This window comes from Acidiphilium sp. PM (assembly GCF_000219295.1).
Classification (GTDB): Bacteria; Pseudomonadota; Alphaproteobacteria; order Acetobacterales; family Acetobacteraceae; genus Acidiphilium; species Acidiphilium multivorum.
In genome coordinates, this window is record NZ_AFPR01000041.1 from 1 (window position 1) to 19,933 (window position 19,933).

A 19,933-nucleotide genomic window follows, 5' to 3' on the forward strand; every position below is an offset into this window, starting at 1 on the left:
CAGCGTGATACCGTGCTTGCGTGCCATCCGCGCCAGTGTCTCGATGCCGCTGTGCAGCAGCTTGCTGTCGGTCGGATGCGTCATGGCCTTTGGCTGGACCGTGGTATCGATGGTGACCCGCTCGTAGTGCTTCTCCGCCACGGCCCCACCCCGCTCGGCGGCCGCCAGCGTCTCGGCGAGCAGGGCCTCCATCCGCTCGGGCCCGATCCGTTTGCGCCAGCGCCTTCGGGCAGGAAGCACTCTTGCCATTGACGTGATGGCCGACCGGCTTGCTCATGGCCTGCATGGAACTCTCCTCAGGTCAGGTTCGTGATGGCATCGGCCACCACGTCGAAGAGACGTTCGAGATCCTGCCGCTCGGTGATGAACGGCGGGCCGAATTGCAGCGTGTCGCCGCCGTAGCGCACGTAATAGCCTGCACGCCAGCACTTCATGGAAATCTCCCAGGGGCGGCGGCCCGGCTCGCCCGGTGCGGCTTCGATCTGCACCGCGCCGGCGAGGCCGAAATTGCGAATATCGACCACGTATTTGAGGCCCTTGAGGCCGTGGATAAGATCTTCGAAGACCGGAGCGAGAGCCTGCACCCGTTCCACCATGCGCTCCCGCTCGAAAACCTCCATGGCCGCGAGGCCCGCAGCGCAAGCCAGCGGATGGCCAGAGTAGGTATAACCATGGGCGAATTCCACCGTGTATTCCGGCCCGCCAGCAGCCATGAAGGTGTCATGGATCTCCCCGGTGGCGATGACGGCCCCCATGGGTACGGCGCCATTGGTGAGACCCTTGGCGCAGGTTATGATATCGGGCGTGACACCGAAGATCTCCGCGCCGAAGGTGCCGCCGGCGCGGCCGAAGCCGGTGATGACCTCATCGAAGATGAGCAGGATATTGTGCTTGTTACAGAGCGTGCGGAGCCGTTCCAGATAGCCCTTGGGCGGCACCACCATGCCGGCTGAGCCCGAGAAGGGCTCCACGATGACGGCCGCGATATTTGAGGCATCATGCAGGCCGACAAGCTCTTCCAGATGATCGGCGAGATGCGCGCCATGTTCCGGCAGGCCGCGGGAGAAGCGGTTCTCGGCCAGCAGAGTATGCGGCAGATGGTCGATATCACCGAGGCCGCCAAAGATCTTGCGATTTCCGACGATGCCACCCACCGAGGTGCCGCCGAAATTAACGCCATGATAGCCCTTGATGCGGCCGATCAGCCGAGTCTTAGCCGGCTGACCTTTGAGGCGCCAATAGCCGCGCGCCATCTTGAGCGCGGTATCGGCCGCTTCAGAGCCAGAATTCGTGAAGAAGACATGATCGAGCCCGGGCGGTGCCATGCTGGCGAGCTTATGGGCGAGCTTGAAGGCGAGAGGATGGCTGAACTGAAAGCTCGGTGCATAGTCAAGCTCGGCGGCCTGCTCACCGATGGCACGCGCGATCTCCGCCCGGCCATGGCCGTATCCACAGCACCAGAGGCCGGAGAGGCTGTCATAGATCTTCCGGCCCGCTGCGTCGGTGAAGAAGGCGCCCTCGGCCTTGACGAAGAGGCGGGGATGCGCCTTGAAATCCCGATTGCCGGTGAAGGGCATCCAATAGGCTTTCATCTCCTGCTCGGAGAGGTCGGCCGACGCGTGCATTTTCGCATCCTCATGTGAATCGTAAGGGGCCATTGAGTTCTGTCTCCGCTCCGCAAGGATTGATTGACTGCAGCCTAGGCCAAGAGATAGATCGAATAAATTCAAACGTTTTGATCTTCACTTTAGCTGGGACTTGACTGATGCTGGCTCCTTCGCGCCTGAACGAAGCCGATCTGCGGCTCTTGCGCATCTTCCGCACGGTGGTCGATTGCGGCGGCTTCAGTGCGGCGGAGACGGAACTAAATATCTCCCGCTCGGCCATCAGCCAACACATGTCGGAACTGGAAGAGCGACTGGGACTTACGTTGTGCCAGCGCGGGCGGGCGGGGTTTCGCCTCACCGAGCAGGGTAAGGGGGTTTATGCCGCACTCCTCAGGCTGATGGCGGCGGTGGAGAATTTCCGCGGCGAGGTAAGTGCCTTGCGCCAACATCTGCGCGGCGAACTCAATATCGGTATCACCGATAACCTCGTGACTTTCCCTCGCATGCGTGTGACGCGCGCACTGCGGGCACTCAAGCTCAAGGGGCCAGAGGTGCGGGTGAACATCCGCATGAGCTCGCCGAGCGAGATTGAGCGCGGCGTGCTCGACGGGCAACTACATGTGGGCGTCACGCCGACCGACCGGTTGCTGCCGGGGCTCAAGGCGTTCCCGCTTTACGATGAGATTTCTCATCTTTACTGCGCGACCAATCATCCCTTTTTCGGCCGACCGGATGCGGAACTGGATGACGCGACGATCGCCGAAGCCGATGCGGTGGTGCGCTCGGGCCGTTCCGCTTGTAGCCATGGAGGGCTGCCGCTGCGCGTGACGGCGACGGCGGCGGACCGCGAGGGCGTTGCCTTTCTCATACTTACCGGCTGCTATATCGGCTTTCTGCCCAACCATTACGCCCGTCAATGGCAGGAGCGTGGCCAGATGCGTGCCATCCGACCCAAAACCTATGGGCAGCGCGTGGAATACCAGGCGGTGACGCAGCGCGACCGGCAGACAGGGCTTATTCTTTCAACTTTCATGGAGCTGATGAACGCGGCGGAATAGGGCGCACTTTACCCCTCGGCCCATTCCATTACGGCCTGCAACAGCACATTTGCCCCTGCCGTTGCCCATTCCTGGGTGATGGCTTCATCCTCGTTGTGGCTGAGACCATCGACGCAAGGGCAGAAGATCATCGAGGACGGCGCCACACGGTTGATCCAGCAGGCATCATGTCCGGCGCCGGAGATGATATCGCGATGCGAAAGGCCGAGTGTTTTCGCCGCCCTGCGCACCGAGGCTACGCAAGCTTCATTAAACTGCACCGGATCGAAATGGCCGACGCGCTCGATCTCGATGCCAAGGCCGAGCGCGGCCGCGATCGCCTCCGCGCCCGCCCGGATGTCCGCCTCCATCCCGTCAAGCACCGGCTTTTTGGGATGGCGGATATCGATGGTAAAAACCGCGCGACCGGCGATGATATTGCGCGAATTGGGATAGAAATCCTGATGGCCGATTGCGCCCACCGCATGCGGCGCGTTCTTCAGGGCGACTGCATTCACGAGCTCAGTGACGCGCGCCGCCCCGAGCCCGGCATCAAGCCGCTTAGGCATGGGCGTGGACCCGGTGTGGGATTCGCGGCCCGTGAGCGTAACTTGCAGCCAGCTTAGGCCCTGGGCGTGGGTGACAACGCCGACATCGATCTTCTCATCCTCCAGGATCGGGCCTTGCTCGATATGGAGTTCGAAGTAGGCATGCAGCGGCCGCTTGCCCACCGGCTCCGACCCTCGAAACCCGATGCGCAGCAGCTCATCGCCGAAGCTTTTTCCCTGTGCATCCTCGCGGGCATAGGCCCATTCCTGCGTGTGGACACCGGCGAAGACGCCCGAGGCGAGCATGGCGGGGGAGAAGCGCGTGCCTTCCTCATTCGTCCAGTTCACAACCTCGATGGGCCGGCGCGTGCGGATGCCAGCTTCCTGCAGGCTGCGCAGAATTTCGAGTGCGCCGAGCACGCCTAGCACGCCATCAAATTTGCCGCCCGTGGGCTGGGTATCGAGATGGCTGCCGACCATGATGGGCGCGAGGGAGGGGTCTGTCCCTTCGTAGCGGGCAAAAATATTGCCCATGGTATCGATGGAGATCGTGGCGCCGACCGCCTCGCACCAGCTCTGGAAAAGCCGCCGGCCTTCGGCGTCGGCATCCGTCAGGGTCTGGCGGTTGTTGCCGCCACGTACACCCGGCCCGATCTCGGCCATGTCCATGAGCGAGGCCCAGAGCCGATCCCCATCAATGCGCAGATTGGCGCCAGCCTTGCCCTGCAGTGTCATGCCACCTGCTCCTCTGTCGTCACGCGAAGAGGATTGTTGGGATGTATCTTCCACGTCAACTCCGGGCCTGTTTGCGGCTGCGGCTCCATGGCAATGCATCTCTCCACCGGGCAGATATGGCTGCAGAGATTGCAGCCGACGCATTCATCCTGCACCACCTCATAGACGCGCCGGCCATCAGCCTCGCGCGCGATGATCGCCTGATGGGCGGTATCCTCGCAGGCGATATGGCAGAGGCCGCAGCCGATGCAGGCCTCCTTGTCGATCCGCGCGATGGAGCGCCAAGCGAGATCGAGGTCCTGCCAATGCACGAAATTGGGCACCGCGCGCCCTTGAAAATCGGCGATGGTCGCGTAGCCCTTTTCATCCATCCAATTGGCAAGCCCGTCGACCATGTCTTCAACAATACGGAAGCCGTAATGCATGGCGGCGGTACAGATCTGCACGGTGCCGGCGCCGAGTGCGATGAACTCCGCGGCATCGTGCCAGGAGGAAATGCCGCCGATACCCGAAATGGGCAGACCGGCCGTCTCCCGATCCCGCGCGATCTCACCCACCATGCGGAGCGCAATGGGTTTGACCGCCGGGCCGCAATAGCCGCCATGGGTTCCAACACCCTTGACGGTGGGGGTTGGCGCCATGAGGTCGAGATCGACCGAGACGATCGACTGCACGGTGTTGATAAGCGAAACGGCATGCGCCCCGCCGGCGCGGGCAGCCCGCGCCGGCTTCAGAATATCGGTGATATTAGGGGTAAGCTTAACGATGACAGGCATGCGGCAAAACTGCCGGCACCAGCGTGTGACCATCTCGACATAATCTGGCACCTGGCCGACGGCCGCCCCCATGCCGCGCTCGCTCATGCCATGCGGGCAGCCGAAATTCAGCTCGATCCCATCCGCGCCCGTCTCCTCGACCAGTGGCAGGATGGCCTTCCAGCTTGCCTCTTCACATGGCACCATGATGCTGACGACGATTGCGCGATCCGGCCAGCGTTTCTTGACGGCTTTGATCTCCTGCAGATTCACCTCAAGCGGACGATCCGTGATAAGTTCGATGTTGTTGAGCCCCATAAGGCGCTGGCCGTTATAGGCGAGGCCACCATAGCGGCTGCTGGCATTGACGATCGGAGGGTCTTCACCGACTGTTTTCCATACAATGCCACCCCAACCGGCGCGCAAGGCACGCTCGACATTATATTCCTTGTCGGTCGGTGGTGCAGATGCGAGCCAGAATGGGTTAGGGGCCTTAATGCCAGCGAAATTGACACGAAGATCGGCCATGGTCCTCAGCTCCTCTGCTGCAGAAAGGCGTGGATGCCGGTGGCAGCGCTTTTGCCGTCGGCCACCGCCTGGACGGTGAGATCTTGGCTGGCTATGCAATCTCCGCCCGCGAAGACGCCAGCAAGCGTGGTCTCAAAACTCACAGGATCAACTAGAATGCGGCCGCCGGCGAGAGCCGGCAGGCTGCCGGCGTCTTCAGAATCGAGCCTCTGGCCAACCGCCTTGAGCACCATATCCGCCGGCAGGGTGAAAACTCCCGCCGCCTCACCCTCCGCGAGTGCGAAAGTGGCGCCGGTGACGCGAGTTTCGCCCTCAAAGCGGACAGGGCTGGACCAGAGGCGGAGTGCGACGCCATTGCCGAGCGCCCAGTCCTGTTCCTCCACCGTAGCCTTCATGGCTTCCCGCCCTCGGCGATAGACGATGGTGACAACCTCAGCACCGAGACGCTTCGCCTGAGTTGCAGCATCAATGGCGGTATTGCCTCCGCCGATAACGACGACATTCCGTCCGACTGCAACCTCGCGCAGATCCTCGGCCTGCCTGATTCTCTCAATGAAGGCTACGGCATCTTCAACGCCTTGAAGGTGTTCCCCCGGCAAGGCAAGGCATGGCAGCGCCGTCTGGCCAATGGCCAGGAAGACGGCGTCGAACGCCTCCCGCAAATAAGCAAGGGTGATGTCGCGCCCGAGGGCTTGGTCGTAGCGGATCTCTATACCGCCGATGGCTAGGATAAACTCCACCTCGCACGCGGCAAAACGATCCACCATCTTATAGGCGGCGATGCCATATTCGTTGAGGCCGCCGGGCTTGGATCGCGCCTCGAAGATTACCACCTCGTGGCCGAGCATGGCGAGGCGATGCGCGCAAGCAAGGCCCGCCGGGCCCGCGCCGATTATGGCTACTCGCCGCCCTGTGGCCGCCGCGCGGGCAAAGGGATGAGGCGCGCCGGCGGCTACCTTTGCCATGGCATGGTCGGTCGCGACGCGCTGCAAAGCGCCGATTTCAACGGGTTTTGCCTGTTGCGCTGTTCTGACGCAGGCGCCTTCACAAAGAATTTCAGTGGGACACACCCGGGCGCAACTGCCGCCGAGAATGTTAGCGCTGAGAATGCGCTCCGCCGCACCATCGAGGTTGTTGGTCGCGATGCCACGGATGAAGCCTGGAATATCTATGCCGGTGGGACAGGCGGCAACACAGGGCGCATCATAACAGAAATAGCAGCGGCTGGCCTCGATCTGTGCTTTATCATGGCTCAACCGAGGCTTTATATCGCAGAATTTTGCGAAGACATCGGAACAAGCCGTTCCACCCGATGACGCGTCTGGTACCTTATTCAAAAGAGAATGTTCCAAGGTGCAGAACCTCCGCATATTTTATTTGTGATTGAATCAGTCAAGTTCCGGGACGCAGATAACGCAGCAGCGTTAATGCTCTGCTCCGCTTCGTCTCCTTCTATTGATTGAACTTGACTCTTCCTGACCATTCAGTCAACATAAATCCGGACAGAATTTAGCCTCAACGGACGCCTGTCTTTGCTTGCGGGATTGCTGCAACTGCGAAATAACGATGTCGAGCCTCTAGAAAGAGAAACGAGCTACCTGAGACAGGGAGAGACCCCCCGGGATGCCCGAAGCCCGCATGCCGCCGCGGAAGACGCCTTCGCTCTCTGCACGACGTCTGACAAAGGCGGCGGCGATGGCGCGAATTCTTTCAGGTGCCGAGCGTGTTTTTGCCGAAGCTGGGCTTGCCGGTGCCACCATGGCCCAGATTGCTGCCGCCGCGGATCTGCCCAAGGCCAATGTGCATTATCATTTGGCAACTAAAGAGGGCGTCTACCAGGCTGTTCTGGAAAATATCCTCGCCTTCTGGCTCGACGCTTCAGACCATATCCAGCCCGGCGCCGAACCAAGCGAGGCGCTGACGCGCTACATCCGCGCCAAGATGAGCATTTCCCGTGCTCGGCCTTATGCCTCGAGGGTTTTCGCCAACGAAATTCTGCACGGCGCGCCATTCGTGCGCAGCTATCTTGGCGATAAGCTCAGAAATAAAGTGGAGGAAAAGGCAGCTATTCTCGAAGGCTGGATGGCGCAAGGACTGATGGCGCCTGCCAACCCTCGGCATCTTTTCTTTCTGATATGGGCGATGACGCAGACTTATGCTGATTTCGACGCGCAGATTGCCGCCGTGTTGGGCGTGGATATGGTCGGTGACCGGGAATTCGCCGCCGGCGAAGCGCTGATCGTGCAACTGGTGCTGCGCGGCTGCGGTATCGTGCCGCGGGCGCAGCCATAGATGATCACTTGGGAAAACAGAGCATGACAATCCTGATTCGGGGTGGAACGATAACAACGGCAGAGCACAGTGCTCGAGGTGATGTGCTTTGCGGCGGTGGCAAGATTCTGGCCGTTGGTAAGAGTCTGGAGGCGCCAACCGGCGCTGAGGTCGTGGATGCTGAGGGCGCACTCGTTATTCCTGGCGGAATCGATCCGCATACCCATATGGAACTACCCTTCATGGGTACGGTTGCGTCGGAGGATTTCTACAGTGGCACTTCCGCCGGTCTGGCTGGTGGAACTACGATGATCATCGATTTCGTAATCCCCGGGCGAGAAGATTCTCCGCTGGATGCCTATCATACTTGGCGTGGCTGGGCCGCAAAGGCCGCGAGCGACTACAGTTTTCACGTTGCGATAACCTCATGGTCTGACCGGGTGCATGAGGAAATGGGCGTGCTCGCCCATGAGCACGGCGTGAACAGCTTCAAACACTTCATGGCCTATAAGGGCGCCATCATGGCCGATGATGGTGTGCTACTGAAAAGTTTCTCTAGGGCGCTGGAACTTGGCGCGATTCCGACCGTGCATGCGGAAAATGGCGAGGCGGTCTATCACCTCCAGCGCAGCCTGCTGGCCGAGGGCATAGCTGGTCCGGAAGGCCATCCGCTTTCTCGCCCGCCAGCGGTGGAAGGTGAGGCGGCAGAACGCGCCATTACGATCGCAAACGTGCTCGGCGCGCCGCTCTATATCGTGCATGTCTCGACCGAGGAGGCGACGGCAGCGATTGCCCGCGCACGCGCGGCAGGCTTGCGCGTCTTCGGCGAAGTGCTGGCACAGCACCTGGTGGTTGATGAAAGTGTCTACCGAAATGCCGATTGGGCCTATGCGGCGGCGCATGTGATGAGCCCGCCCTTCCGGTCGAAGCATCATCAGCAGGCGCTCTGGGCGGGGCTGAGTTCCGGCCAATTGCAGACGACGGCGACTGATCATTGTTGTTTCTGTGCGCCACAGAAGGCGAGGGGGCTTGAAAACTTCACCGCGATTCCGAACGGGACGCCGGGCATCGAGGACCGAATGAGTGTGCTATGGCATCATGGCGTACGGACCGGGCGGCTGACACCGAATGAATTCGTTCGCATCACCTCCACCGCCGCGGCTCAGATCTTCAATATCTATCCGCGCAAGGGCTCCCTCTCGGTGGGGGCGGATGCCGATCTGGTGGTATGGGACCCTTCGGCCCGACGCCACATCTCTGCCAGCACGCATCATCAGAAAGTCGATTTCAACGTCTATGAAGGCATGGAGGTTGAGGGCTCTGCGCGGCATACGCTTTCCGCCGGCCGCCTAGTGTGGACTGAAGGAGACTTGCGTGCCGAGCGCGGCGCCGGCCGCTATATCGACCGGCCTTGCTTCGCGCCGATGACGCGGGCCAATGCAATCCGCCATGCGCTGGAGCAGCCGGTGGCGGTGCCGCGTGAGCCGGTGCCGATGACAACGCCCAAAGGGTCACGGGCGTGATGTGATCCGCAAAGCCGGGCCAGATGAGGTCCGACGTATTTCCAATAGGCAGGCATAATTATAACTGGAGGACGTGATGGGCGAGAAACAAACTGGCGGCCGCACGCATAACATTACCGTGCCATCTGGTGCTGCCTATGAGGCACTAATAGCGCGGGTGCGAAATTCACCGCTGTATAATGACGATCTGAGGCCGATCCGCGCTTCAGAACGCGACTGGCACGGCTGGAACATCCTCTTCCTCTGGATCAGTATGTCCATCGTGCTGACAACCTATACGCTTGCCTCCGGGCTCATTGAAGCGGGCATGACCTGGCAAGAAGCCATCTTCACGATCGGGCTCGGCAATGTCATCGTGCTCATCCCGATGGTGCTGAACGCCTATGCCGGGGTGAAATATGGCATTCCGTTTCCGGTATTCGTGCGCTCCTCCTTCGGTACGTCAGGCGCCAAAGTGGCGGCGATGGCGCGCGGACTCGTCGCCTGCGGTTGGTTCGGCATCCAGACCTGGCTCGGCGCACTGGCGCTCTCCGGCATCGTCGGTCGGCTATGGCCCGCCTGGCAGCATGTTGCGGGCCATGAGTTTATCGCCTTTGGCATCTTCTGGGCTTTTGAAATGGCGATCATGGCGGGCGGGATCGAAGCGATACGCTCGCTCCAGCGGTGGGCGGCACCGCTGCTCATGGCGGTTCTGCTGGCGCTGTTTGGCTGGGCGGTCTCGGCCGGCGGGGGGCTTTCCGCGTCCCTGGCTGCTTCCGATCATATTGTTCATGGCACGCATAGCTTCGCGCAGCTCTTCTGGCCGAGCCTTGCCGCGAATATCGGCTATTGGGCGACACTCAGCCTCAACATTCCGGATTTCACCCGCTATGCCACCAGTCAGCGGGCACAGTTTTTCGGCCAGGCGATTGGCCTTCCTATTGGCATGATGGCGACGAGTTTCGTAGGTATCTTCGTGACGGCCACAGCCTTCATGGTGTTCCACAAGGTGATCTGGAACCCGATCGATCTCGTGCCCTATATCACGCCGAACGCGTTTGTTCTGGTGGTGGCGCTGGTGGCGGTGATGGTGGCGCAACTCAGCATTAACATGGCGGCCAATGTAGTTTCGCCTGCCAATGACATCTCTAACCTCGCGCCGCATCTTATCAGCTTCCGTGGCGGCGTGCTCATAACCGGAATCATCGGCATTCTCATGCAGCCTTGGTACCTTATCGGCAACGCTGCGGCCTATGTCTTCACCTGGCTGTCGGGCTACGGCTCATTGCTGGGTGCCGTCGGTGCCGTGATGATTGTGGACTACTGGATCATTCGCAGCAAGACGCTGGACCTTGAATCGCTCTATCTAGAGCAACGTAAATACCTAAAATGGAATATGAGCGCGATGATTGCGGTGATCGCCTCGGTTGTGCCGATGCTGCCGGGCTTTGTTATAGCATCGACAACCCCAGGAGGAATTCCCGCGCATGAGACCATCCTTACCGAAATTTACAGCTTTGGTTGGATTTGGTCTTTCCCAGTGGCAGGCATAATCTATTATCTCCTGGAGTGGCGGCGCGCCCGAGGCGTCGATCTTTCATCTAGCCCTGCCTGAGAGCCAAAGGTTGTGGCGGCGACGCTGCGGTATTGTCGCTTTATTGGGCTGCGAGGACGGCCTCCCAGACGGCAGGTGCAGGTCGACCCCGAAGACGTAGCCGACCGAGGCAGAACTGCTGCTTGCGGATCCGTCGCGGCAATTCGATCCCGGCTACCGTGATCGCGGCGGTATCGAACCGCTTGAAGCCGAGCATCGGACCGACCCGCGACTTCACGCCCCGATGGTCCTGCTCAACGAGGTTATTCAGATACTTCGACGATCGCGGCTTCGTGTCAGCAGCCAGTTCACCGTCAGCCTTCATCTCGCGCACCGCGCGGTGCGATGCGGCATAGCCGTCCAGCGTTGCGGTCCGCGTGCCCGAGCCCTGACCCTTGATCGCCTTGGCCGCGGCAACGGCACGCTTGGGGTTGAGACGGAAGTCAACGGTATTTCCGGCATGATCGACCGCCCGGTAGAGATAGACCCATTCACCCTGGACATTCACGTAGGTCTCGTCCACACGCTAGGACGCACCGACCGGCTGCGCGAAGCGGTTCCACCGGCGCTCGAATTCCGGCGAATAGTGGGGCACCCAGCGCATGATGGTAGTTGTGTGGGCCATCGACAGGCCGCGCTCCTCCATCATCTCCACCAGTTCCCGGAAGCTGAGCTTGAAGCGCAGATACGTAGTAGCCTGTGAACTATGTGATCTGGCGGTGGGCGAAGCTGAGGCTTGGTGAGCGGTTTGCGGCATAGAGCCATGCCAGGAGGGCACAAAGAAACCTGATCAACCATCTGCGGAGCAGCCGGAGGTTGTGTCCGACGCCGGCGAGGACGGCGTTGATGGCATCACCGTCGACGCCGAGCAGGAAGTTTCTTCCGAGATGGCCATCGGTCTTCATGTGGCCGATGACGGGTTCGATGGCGGCGCGTCGGCGCAACTCGCGGCGGATGGTGGGGGTGATGCCGCGTTTCTGGCGGGAGATGAAGATCCTTCTGCCCTCGGCTTCGACGCCGTGGCCGCGATAGCCGCGGGCGACGGCAACGCCGGTGATCCGCTCGACCTGCTCGATCTGGCCGGGCAGGGTGTGGCCGTCATAAGGATTTCCCGGCCGGCTCTGCATGCCGAGAACGCACTGACCGCCCGGTGCGGCGGCGTTGGTGATGGCGATGGAGACCTTCACGCCGAATTCGAAGCGCGTCCTGGCCTTGTGTCAAGCGAATCGTGGATTTGTTGGGGTGGCACGGCCCTTTCATGATGGTCAATTGAGCGACCTCATCTTGGCACATCCGATGCCGTGGGCCGTTCCACCCCAACACTTCTCAGTGGAAATTAACGTATCCATCCGGTGTGAACCGCCTGCCGGTTTGGCAAGGAGCCGGGCATAAGAGCGCTGCTACGAGCTGATTCATGGTAGGGGGCGGCGGGCGGATGGAGATCATCACGGGGGTAGAGCGCCGGCGCCGCTGGCGGGATGAGGACAAGCTGCGGATTGTGGCGGAGGCTGAGGCGCCGGGTGCGGTGTTTGCGCTGGTTGCACGGCGGCACGAGATTTCGAGAGGGCAATTGTGGAAGTGGCGCGGGCAGGTTCGGCGCGGTGAGTTGGTGCCGGTGCCGATGGTACCAGAATTCATTCCGGTGCGGGTAATGGCGAGTGCGGCACTGTCGATGCCGCGGGCGGCAGGCAAGTCAGCTTTGGTGAACGACGCGAGCGTTGATCCGATGTTGCAGAGGCGAGCCACGCGATCCGATGCGAGCCGGATCGAGATCGTGCTGCCGGACGGGACCTGTGTTCGGGTTTATGATGGAGTTGGGGTTGCCGCCTTGCGTCGGGTGATGACGGCGGTGCGGCGGTGATCCCGGTCTCGGCCGGTGTGCGGATCTGGCTGGCGTCGGGGCATACGGATATGCGCCGCGGGATGAAGGGGCTCGCGTTGCAAGTGCAAGAAGGTCTGGGACGGGAACCGTTCTGCGGGGATGTTTTTTTCTTTCGCGGACGCGGCGGGTCGCTGGTCAAGGCGATCTGGCACGACGGCGTGGGGATGTCGCTGTATTCGAAACGCCTTGATCGAGGGCGGTTTATCTGGCCGCAGACTGCGGACGGCGTTGTGTTCCTCACCGCTGGTCAGATCGGTTATCTTCTGGAGGGGATCGACTGGCGAAATCCACAACAAACCTGGCGGCCGCAAGCGGCCGGGTAGGCGCGAAGATTTCTGGGGAAAATCTTGGTCCAGAGCGGATTTCTGTAGCGAAACCCTGGAAATTCGTGATTCTATACGGGTCATGGATCTTGATCCTTCGACCCTGCCGAATGATACCGCAGCGTATATCGCGCATCTGAAGCTGCAGATCGAGAAGCTCAAGCGTGCGCTCTACGGCCCCAAGGCGGAACGCACGGCGCGGCTGCTTGATCAGATGGAACTGGAACTCGAGGATCTCGAGACCACCGCGACCGAGGACGAACTCCGCGCCGAGCAGGTGGCCGCGAAGGCCAAAACCACGACTGTCGCCGGCTTCACCCGCAAGCGCCCGTCGCGTCAGCCCTTCCCGGAGCACCTGCCACGCGAGCGGGTCGTCCTGCCAGGTCCGACCCAGTGCGCCTGCTGCGGTGGATCGCGGCTCGCCAAGCTCGGCGAGACGGTGACCGAGACGCTGGAATCCATCCCCCGCCAATACAAGGTGATCCAGCATGTGCGGGAGAAATTCACCTGCCGCGATTGTGAGAAGATCAGTCAGGAACCAGCACCCTTCCACACCATTCCACGCGCTTTTGCCGGTCCCGGCCTGCTCGCGATGGTCGCCTACGATAAATTCGGCCAGCATCAGCCGCTGAACCGTCAATCCGAACGGTTCGCACTGGAAGGCATCCACCTCAGCGTCTCGACCCTGGCCGATCTGATTGGTGCTACCTGCGTGGCGCTGGAGCCGGTGTTCAAGCACATCGAGACGACGGTGTTTGCGGGTACGCGCCTGCATGGCGACGACACCACCGTGCCGGTGATGGCACGAGGACTGACCGATACGGCGCGCGTGTGGGTTTATGTGCGTGATGACCGGCCGTTTGGCAGATCGGGTCCCCCCTGCGCGGTGTTCTACTATTCGCGCGATCGCGCCGGCGTTCATCCGCAAACCCATCTCGCCGGATACCGCGGCATATTCCAGGCCGATGCCTATGGCGGCTACAATAAGCTCTACGAGTTGAACCGGTCTCCTGGACCGATCATCGAGGCGGCGTGCTGGTCGCACGCCCGACGAAAATTCTTCGAGCTGGCCGATATCGCGCGGAACGCGAAGCGCAAGGCCCAGGGTAAAGCCCCCGCCTTCGTGGCGCCGATGGCCTTGGCCGCGGTGCAGCGCATCGACACGCTGTTCGAGATCGAGCGGGGGATCAACGGCCAGTCACCCGCCGAACGCCTGGCGGTGCGCCAGCACCTCGGCGCCCCGCTCGTCGCTGAACTCGAGATCTGGATGCGTGCCGAGCGCGCCAAACTCTCGCGCCACAATGATGTGGCGAAGGCGATCGACTATATGCTGAACCGCTGGTCATCATTTGCTCGGTTCCTGACCGACGGCCGGATTTGTCTCAGCAATAACGCCGCAGAACGCGCGCTGCGAACCCTGGCTTTGGGCAGAAAGGCTTGGTTATTCGCCGGTTCCGATCGCGGCGGTCAAAGGGCGGCCATGATGTACAGCCTGATCACGACCGCAAAAATGAACAACGTCGACCCACAGGCATGGCTCGCCGACATCCTCGCGCGCATCGCCAGTCATCCAGTCGCCAGCATCGAGAAATTGATGCCATGGAACTGGACACCGCAATCCAGGGCCCTGGCCGCCTGATCGTGCAGACAAATAAAATCCACCACGTCTTCACGATTGACCGTGTCGCCACGGACCTCGGCGAGAATGAGGAGTGGCTCGCGGACATCGCCAATGAGATGGAACCCGAAGACGGCCTGATCTGGGTTTACAACCTCAGCGACGGCGGCGTCATAGCCTTCACCGACTTTGGTATCGAAAATCTGCGCGAGCTCATCCTGATCCACCGAGATAGAGCCAAATAGACTCGTCCGCGGCTCTGACCGGATGGGTACAAATTAACAACCGGATGCATGGCTGAGATTCCGGCCACTCAGGAGGCCCCGGAATTGTGGGTAATTGAAAGTTTCACCGGATGCTTACCCTTGAACGGGAGGCCTGGCTTGATGACGAAATAAGGATTTGGTGCGACGACCTCGATATCCAGCAATTTGAGTAGCGCCCCGCGCCGGAGATCGTCAGCGCACAGGATCGAGGTGCCCACGGCGATGCCGCACCCATCCCGCGCCGCCTGCAGGGTTGCGGCAGCGCTGGGGAAATACCTCGTCAGCAACAAATGAGTCAGAGCCATTTCTCAGTGGCACTCAACTGCGGCGGGTCTGTGGGAGATGGCGCCTCTTGAGGCCGAGTTGCTGACACAGGCCGGCCGGTTATGGGCGGGGATGACGCCGTGGTGGTGATCGATGACACGGCGCTGCCGAAACCTGGCCGAAATTCAGTGGGGCTAGCACACTCGACCTACGCCGTTCGATCCGATGGCTCCCTCAGATTACAAAAAGGGGTGCGACAACCGCGTAAACTATCTCTTTATGTGGCTCCCACCGGTATCTTGTCCTGCACACCGTAATCCGCAAATTTCGCTAGTGTGTCGTCAATATTGGTATTCGACAGAATATATGGATTTCCGAGTAGAAGTGCATGATAGTACTGACGAGCGATTGTCTCGAGTTCGATTGCGCGCCACATAGCCTTATCCAGATTTTCACCGAGAACGATCATCCCGTGATTGGCCAACAGGCAACCCATTCGTCCTTCTAGCGCCGCGATCGCGTGGTTGGAAAGATCTTTCGTACCGAATGTCGCATAGGGTGCGCAGCGCACGTCATAGCCGCCGAAAGCCGCGATCATATAGTGGCAAGCTGGAATATCTTTGCGCGCGATGGCAAGGATCGTGGCGAAAGTCGCATGTGTATGTACGATTGCATTCACTTCCGGCCGCGCCCGCATGATGTCGAGATGGAACCGCCACTCGGTCGAAGGCCGAAGTGGTCCGTCCCAGGCACCATATTCGCCATCAACCGCCATGGTCGCTACCGTTTCCGGCTGCATCTGGTCATATGGCGTGGCGGAGGGGGAAATCAGCATCGTATTGCCGCTACGAATGCTAATATTCCCGGAGGTGCCTTGGTTGATGCCAAGCGCATTCATCCGCCGGCAGGCATCAACCAAGGATTTGCGCAGGTCGAGGTTTTTCATATGAAGTTCTCCGTCCGACAGGAAAAGGGATTGACGTAGCCGGGCGGAATCCGATGATTACTGCCCAACATTCTCGGCCGGCATTCGTATTGAACCGCCATTCCAACACCGGCCGTTGCAACGCACCTCCGGCACCCAGAAAGGCGCCGGAAGGCATGCTAATCTCTAGCTTCGGCAGTCTACGCTCTCATTGCTTACCATAGGTCTTATCAGCTAGATCCGTCTTAACGAGTGACGGCAAATTCAAAAGAAATGCATTCCGGTGTGTGTACATCTGTTCTAGATAATGCTGTGCATTCGCCTTGGTTACCACCGGCATATGGATGTAGATTGTCTTCGGCACTGATTTGCCGTCGACCGCGTCAACAGCGACCTGTAAAGCTTCGCCAAGCTGCAGCGGCGCATTCTGCAAGTTCGTGATTAGCTGCCGGCCGGACCTGACGTTGTTCAGCCCTGCCTTGATGCCATCGATGCCGACGATTGGAATATCGTTCATACCGCGCTGTTTCATCGCACGGATCGCCCCCTCGGCCATATCATCATTCTGTGAGATCACGCCGTCGATTTTCGAACCGTATTTGGAAAGCCAGGATGACATAATTTGATAAGCCTTCGTGCGCGACCACTCACCGGGCTGTCGCGCTAGAACCTTGATGCCTGATGCCTGCTTGAGCGCTTCGTTGTTGCCCTTCGTCCTGTCGATCGTCGCGGACTGGCCCAGTGGGCCTTCCAGAATCACCACATTCCCGTGCCCGTTCAGTGCCTTGATCATCGCGTCAGCCTCTCGTCTACCGGCGAGCACATCGTCTGGGCCGACATAGGACGTGAGATACTTGTTACCCGGCGGAAAGATCTTCACATTAGTGCCAATTACCTTAATCCCGGCTTCCTCCGCCTTCTTGATCTGTGGCGCGAGCGCTGCTGAGTCTACAGGATCGATTACAATCGCATCGACATGCTCGTTGATGAAATCTCGCATCTGCTCGGCCTGTTTCGCTACCTGGAAGTCGGCGCTCGCCCAGTGCAGATCAACATTATCCGCCTTTGCGACCTTCTTGACACCCTGATAGCCCGACGAGACCCATCCGGACATGCCATAGACAGTGAACCCGATCGAGATCTTTTTGGCCGCCTGTGCCGGGCCAGGAACCGCGATTGCCGCGACCAGCAGCGCACCGGAAGCACAGGCGATGGCGAGTTTCTTCGTATTCGTCATGATTCTATTTCCTTCCCTTGATAAGAATACCTGCAGTTCGATTCAGTTAAGCGACATAGACAGTCCTTCTGTCACATCACACGAGCCTCCGTTTGTTCACTAGGATGTCGATAGACACCGCTACTACGATGATCGCCCCACGGATGATGTGCTGGTAAAAAGGCGAGACGTTCAGGATCGTCATACCGTTGTCGATGGTTCCAAGCAGCACCACACCGAACAGCGTGCCAAAAAGTGATCCCCGCCCACCCGCGAGGCTGATCCCACCAATGACGGGTGCCGCAATCGCCACGAGCTCGTAACCACTGCCGTTACTTGCTACCCCCACGGTGACTTCGGAACTCAGAATGACGCCGGCAAGGCCGGCGAGCGCACCGGAAATCACATAAACGGATAGGAGAATTTTTCGCACCGGAAGGCCTGCCACATAGGCTGCGCGAAGATTGCCCCCCACTGCATAGACGAAGCGCCCCCATCGCGAATAGGTAAGATACCCCCAAAGCACCGCGAAGGCGCAGAAGATGATGACAATCGGTGTTGGGATTTCAAAGATGCGTCCGCCGGAGATATTCAGGAACGTATTGTTGTCGATCGAGATCTGCCGCCCGCTGCTGATCACATAGGCTACGCCGAGCGCCATCGAGAGCGTTCCGAGCGTCGTGACGAAGGATGGCAGATTGACGTAGGCGACAAGTACGCCGTTGAACAATCCAACCGCAGCCCCTGCGGCGATGCCGGCGAAGACCGAGAGCAGGACCCATCCGGCCGAACTATGTCCGTCAATCAGCAACGCAGCGACCACGCCCGACAGACCTACGATACTGCCAACGGAAAGGTCGATCCCTGCCGTCAGAATCACAAGACTCTCGCCGAATGCAATCAGCGCATAGACAGAGGTCAGCAGCAGGATCGAGAGGATGTTGGAAAGTGAGATGAAATTCGGCTCGGCAATACTTAGCGGGATGACGTAGAACGCAAACGCGATCCATAAGATCATCCCGGCGAGCCGGCGCCGATCCGGTAGCAAACGGCCGATCCCAAGTCGCCGCGGCGCCAGTGTCGCGCTGCCCGCATTCGGTTGGATGTCGAGATTCGTCATCCTATTAATCCTCATTCCTATGCTTCGGAGGCGTCGGCTGCGGCACCTTCGCCGATCGCCACGCGGATGATGTCTTCCTCAGAAAACTCGCCACGCGAAAATATCCGCTGAGGCACGCCGCTGCGGAATACTGCGACGGCGTGGCAGAGCAGCATGAGTTCTGGTAGTTCGCTCGAGGAGACGATCACCGCAACGCCACGCTCGGCCAGCGTTGCAATGATGCGATAGATATCGACTTTGGCACCGACATCTATGCCGCGGGTTGGTTCGTTGAGCAACAGAACCTCGGGCTGATCGGAGATGAGCCAACGTGACAGTAGCACCTTTTGCTGGTTTCCACCGCTTAGTTCGCCCACTTCCTGACCAAGATCATGATAGCGGGTCCGCAATGCGGTCAGCGACTTCTCCGAGCGCTCGCGTTCTACCCCCCGCCGGACTATGCCGAGTGGTGTGCAGAAGGCGTTGAGTTGAGTAAGGGACGTATTTGTCACGACATCCTGGGCCAGAACCAGACCGGCTGATTTCCGGTCCTGCGGCACGTAAGCGACACCGGCCGCGATCGATCGCCCGGGACGGCGGCCGGAATAGGTTCGACCATTAATGACTACATCGCCGCCAAAGTGGCCCCCGATCCCAAACACGCATTCCATGAAGGCAGTCCGCCCGGCACCGGCAATGCCTGCAAGACCCAGAATCTCGCCAGCTCTACAGGTCAGACTCACACCTTCGACTTTGTCCTTCGTCGTAATGAGATTGCGTGACTCAAACACGATGCGAGCATCATAGTTCGGCTGATGCAATTGCAGATCGATGGTCGAAAGCTCTCTGCCGACCATGGCGCTGACGATCTCATCCGTCGGCGTCTTGTCGACTTGGCCGTTCAGCGTGATTCGACCATCCCGAAGCACCACCACATCGTCACCGATTTGTCCTATCTCGTTCATCTTATGGGTTGTGAAGACGATCGACGTACCGGCCGACTTCATCTGATGGATGAGCTTGAAGAGCGATCGTGTTTCGCCCTCCGTCAAAGCCGATGTAGGTTCATCTAACAGAAGAATCTCTGGTTTTCGATTGTAGATCTTCAGGATCTCGACAACCTGCGCATGAGACAGACTAAGGTCGTCAATGCGGGTATCAGGTGAAATGTTTAGGCCGAACGAATCAAGAAGCTCCGCCGTCCGCTTGCGCATGTGCCGTCGGTCAAGCACGCCGTGCTCCCAGCCGCCCAGGCATAACTCGCGACCTAAGTGAATGTTTTCCCACACTGTTAGAGCGGGCACGAGCGAGAGTTCCTGGGTGACGATCTGCACGCCGCGGCGCTGTGCCTCCGTTGGAGTAAAATTCTCTACCGCTTCCCCGTGCACAAAGACACCGCCGGATGATGGAGTGAGCAGTCCTGCAAAGATCCCGAGTAACGTTGACTTTCCAGCGCCATTCTCGCCCATCAGCGCCAGCGCGCGCCCCTTTGCGGCCGACAATGTTACATTGGTAAGCACGTCAGTGTGCCCGAACCGCTTTCCGAGTTTTGCGCAGTTCAACGAGACCGGCTGTGATCCGCTTTCCGTAACGTCCACCACATGTTCTGGCTGGACCAATGCCGGCGCCATCACTTGACCCACCATGTCGCTTCGGGTTGCCCGGGCAACATGTTAGACGTTTCCCGCCGTATTGATCCTGCTCATCGGAATATGAATGATCATTGTTAAACGTTCCTCTTCGCCGGGCTTATTTTCCCGCTC

At 59.9% G+C, this 19,933-nt stretch carries 18 protein-coding genes and 3 pseudogenes; 9 read left to right on the forward strand and 12 right to left on the reverse strand.

Translation table 11 applies throughout. From position 1 onward, the window contains the following. Positions 1–192, reverse strand: a pseudogene (locus tag APM_RS01390) (IS5/IS1182 family transposase); the annotation flags it as partial. A gap of 104 nt (positions 193–296) precedes the next feature. Further along, complete coding sequence (locus APM_RS01395; RefSeq protein ID WP_007421569.1) at positions 297–1,625, reverse strand: aspartate aminotransferase family protein; 1,329 nt, start codon at positions 1,623–1,625, stop codon at positions 297–299. 140 nt (positions 1,626–1,765) lie between these two features. Here APM_RS01395 and APM_RS01400 point away from each other — a divergent pair, with 140 nt between their 5' ends. Beyond that, positions 1,766–2,665 carry a LysR family transcriptional regulator gene (locus tag APM_RS01400; RefSeq protein ID WP_007421570.1) on the forward strand — a complete coding sequence of 300 codons (900 nt, stop codon included), beginning with the start codon at positions 1,766–1,768 and terminating at the stop codon, positions 2,663–2,665. An 8-nt stretch (positions 2,666–2,673) separates the two neighbouring features. Here APM_RS01400 and APM_RS01405 read toward each other — a convergent pair whose 3' ends face one another. The 3 genes from APM_RS01405 to APM_RS01415 are packed head-to-tail and all read right to left on the reverse strand — an operon-like array spanning position 2,674 to position 6,562. Beyond that, positions 2,674–3,927, reverse strand: coding sequence for a Zn-dependent hydrolase (locus APM_RS01405; RefSeq protein WP_007421571.1), 1,254 nt, complete (start codon positions 3,925–3,927; stop codon positions 2,674–2,676). After that, the gene (gene preA / locus APM_RS01410; protein ID WP_007421572.1) at positions 3,924–5,210 is read right to left on the reverse strand and encodes an NAD-dependent dihydropyrimidine dehydrogenase subunit PreA; all 1,287 of its coding nucleotides are present in this window, start codon (positions 5,208–5,210) and stop codon (positions 3,924–3,926) included. Before preA ends, APM_RS01405 begins: the two co-directional genes overlap by 4 nt. Positions 5,211–5,215: 5 nt before the next feature. Next, complete coding sequence (locus APM_RS01415) at positions 5,216–6,562, reverse strand: NAD(P)-dependent oxidoreductase (protein ID WP_241763086.1); 1,347 nt, start codon at positions 6,560–6,562, stop codon at positions 5,216–5,218. A 271-nt stretch (positions 6,563–6,833) separates the two neighbouring features. On the opposite strand from APM_RS01415, the gene APM_RS01420 reads away from it, so the two are divergent. The 3 genes from APM_RS01420 (at position 6,834) to APM_RS01430 (ending at position 10,598) form a co-directional block, all read left to right on the forward strand. After that, the gene (locus APM_RS01420) at positions 6,834–7,502 is read left to right on the forward strand and encodes a TetR family transcriptional regulator C-terminal domain-containing protein (protein WP_007421574.1); all 669 of its coding nucleotides are present in this window, start codon (positions 6,834–6,836) and stop codon (positions 7,500–7,502) included. Between the two features lie 23 nt (positions 7,503–7,525). After that, positions 7,526–9,004, forward strand: a complete 1,479-nt coding sequence (gene hydA, locus APM_RS01425; protein ID WP_039887484.1) for a dihydropyrimidinase — start codon at positions 7,526–7,528, stop codon at positions 9,002–9,004. 76 nt (positions 9,005–9,080) lie between these two features. Further along, positions 9,081–10,598: an NCS1 family nucleobase:cation symporter-1 gene (locus tag APM_RS01430; RefSeq protein WP_007421576.1), complete on the forward strand. Its 1,518-nt coding sequence runs from the start codon at positions 9,081–9,083 to the stop codon at positions 10,596–10,598. Positions 10,599–10,638: 40 nt separating this feature from the next. Here the strand turns inward: APM_RS01430 and APM_RS01435 are convergent, their stop codons facing one another. Both APM_RS01435 and APM_RS01440 read right to left on the reverse strand, forming a co-directional pair. Then, positions 10,639–11,100: a DDE-type integrase/transposase/recombinase gene (locus tag APM_RS01435; protein ID WP_007421577.1), complete on the reverse strand. Its 462-nt coding sequence runs from the start codon at positions 11,098–11,100 to the stop codon at positions 10,639–10,641. Positions 11,101–11,281: 181 nt separating this feature from the next. Beyond that, positions 11,282–11,788 (reverse strand): annotated as a pseudogene (locus APM_RS01440) (IS5/IS1182 family transposase); the annotation flags it as partial. A 224-nt stretch (positions 11,789–12,012) separates the two neighbouring features. Between APM_RS01440 and tnpA the strand changes: the two are divergent. The 4 genes from tnpA (at position 12,013) to APM_RS01460 (ending at position 14,645) form a co-directional block, all read left to right on the forward strand. Further along, positions 12,013–12,438: an IS66-like element accessory protein TnpA gene (gene tnpA, locus APM_RS01445; RefSeq protein ID WP_007421580.1), complete on the forward strand. Its 426-nt coding sequence runs from the start codon at positions 12,013–12,015 to the stop codon at positions 12,436–12,438. Beyond that, positions 12,435–12,782, forward strand: a complete 348-nt coding sequence (gene tnpB / locus APM_RS01450) for an IS66 family insertion sequence element accessory protein TnpB (protein WP_007421581.1) — start codon at positions 12,435–12,437, stop codon at positions 12,780–12,782. The genes tnpA and tnpB overlap by 4 nt, the downstream gene beginning before the upstream one ends. A gap of 82 nt (positions 12,783–12,864) precedes the next feature. Continuing rightward, positions 12,865–14,421, forward strand: a complete 1,557-nt coding sequence (tnpC, locus tag APM_RS01455) for an IS66 family transposase (protein ID WP_007421582.1) — start codon at positions 12,865–12,867, stop codon at positions 14,419–14,421. Then, positions 14,382–14,645 carry a hypothetical protein gene (locus APM_RS01460; RefSeq protein WP_241763087.1) on the forward strand — a complete coding sequence of 88 codons (264 nt, stop codon included), beginning with the start codon at positions 14,382–14,384 and terminating at the stop codon, positions 14,643–14,645. Before tnpC ends, APM_RS01460 begins: the two co-directional genes overlap by 40 nt. Positions 14,646–14,713: 68 nt before the next feature. Here APM_RS01460 and APM_RS01465 read toward each other — a convergent pair whose 3' ends face one another. Continuing rightward, positions 14,714–14,971 (reverse strand): hypothetical protein, encoded by a 258-nt coding sequence (locus APM_RS01465; RefSeq protein WP_039887486.1) that lies wholly within the window; start codon positions 14,969–14,971, stop codon positions 14,714–14,716. A gap of 10 nt (positions 14,972–14,981) precedes the next feature. Between APM_RS01465 and APM_RS22500 the strand changes: the two are divergent. Further along, positions 14,982–15,130 (forward strand): annotated as a pseudogene (locus tag APM_RS22500) (transposase); the annotation flags it as partial. 77 nt (positions 15,131–15,207) lie between these two features. Here APM_RS22500 and APM_RS01470 read toward each other — a convergent pair. The 4 genes from APM_RS01470 to APM_RS01485 form a co-directional block, all read right to left on the reverse strand. After that, positions 15,208–15,876, reverse strand: a complete 669-nt coding sequence (locus APM_RS01470; RefSeq protein ID WP_007421584.1) for a class II aldolase/adducin family protein — start codon at positions 15,874–15,876, stop codon at positions 15,208–15,210. A 187-nt stretch (positions 15,877–16,063) separates the two neighbouring features. Then, complete coding sequence (locus APM_RS01475) at positions 16,064–17,092, reverse strand: substrate-binding domain-containing protein (protein ID WP_007421585.1); 1,029 nt, start codon at positions 17,090–17,092, stop codon at positions 16,064–16,066. 76 nt (positions 17,093–17,168) lie between these two features. After that, positions 17,169–18,191 (reverse strand): ABC transporter permease, encoded by a 1,023-nt coding sequence (locus APM_RS01480; RefSeq protein ID WP_007421586.1) that lies wholly within the window; start codon positions 18,189–18,191, stop codon positions 17,169–17,171. Between the two features lie 17 nt (positions 18,192–18,208). Next, positions 18,209–19,816 carry a sugar ABC transporter ATP-binding protein gene (locus APM_RS01485; protein WP_007421587.1) on the reverse strand — a complete coding sequence of 536 codons (1,608 nt, stop codon included), beginning with the start codon at positions 19,814–19,816 and terminating at the stop codon, positions 18,209–18,211. Between the last annotated feature and the right edge of the window lie 117 nt (positions 19,817–19,933).